Source organism: Streptomyces sp. SID13726 (assembly GCF_010548375.1).
Lineage (GTDB): Bacteria > Actinomycetota > Actinomycetes > Streptomycetales > Streptomycetaceae > Streptomyces.
Window position 1 is genome coordinate 1 of sequence record NZ_JAAGLY010000068.1, and the last position, 874, is coordinate 874.

Sequence of the window (874 nt, forward strand, 5' to 3'; positions counted from 1 at the left end):
TGTCCCAGTCGCGGGTTTTGAGCTGGTACTTCTCGGAGTCGAGGTATTCCTCGCTGCCCGCGCGCAGGGGGGTGTGCTCGGCGAGTTCGTAGCCGGAGTAGATGCCCCAGGTCGGGGAGAGGGTCGCGGCCAGGACCGCGCGCAGGGCGAACGCGGGGCGGCCGCCGTGCTGGAGGAAGGCGTGCAGGATGTCGGGGGTGTTGGCGAAGAAGTTGGGCCGCATGTAGGCCGCGGACTCGCCCGACAGGTCGGTGAGGTAGTCGGTGAGTTCCTGTTTGGTGGTGCGCCAGGTGAAGTAGGTGTAGGACTGCTGGAAGCCGATCTGGGCCAGGGTGTGCATCATCGCGGGGCGGGTGAACGCCTCGGCCAGGAAGATCACGTCCGGGTCGGTGGCGTTGATGTCGGCGATCACGCGTTCCCAGAACACCACCGGTTTGGTGTGGGGGTTGTCGACCCGGAAGATCCGCACGCCGTGGTCCATCCAGTGCCGCAGCACCCGCAGGGTCTCGGCGATCAGGCCGTCCAGGTCGGCGTCGAAGGCGATGGGGTAGATGTCCTGGTACTTCTTCGGGGGGTTCTCGGCGTAGGCGATGGTGCCGTCGGCGCGGTGGTGGAACCACTCGGGGTGCTTGTGGACCCAGGGGTGGTCGGGGGAGCACTGGAGGGCGAAGTCCAGGGCGATCTCCAGGCCGTGGCCCGTGGCCTGGTGGACGAACCAGTCGAAGTCCTCCAGGGTGCCCAGGCCGGGGTGGACGGCGTCGTGGCCGCCCTCGGGGGAGCCGATGGCCCAGGGCACGCCGACGTCGTCGGGGCCGGCGGAGAGGGTGTTGTTGCGGCCCTTGCGGAAGGTCGTGCCGATCGGGTGGATCGGGGG

General features: G+C 68.8%; 1 pseudogene. It reads right to left on the reverse strand.

Annotated features, from left to right (window positions below):
- A pseudogene (locus G3I78_RS46355) lies at positions 1–874 on the reverse strand (alpha-1,4-glucan--maltose-1-phosphate maltosyltransferase); the annotation flags it as partial.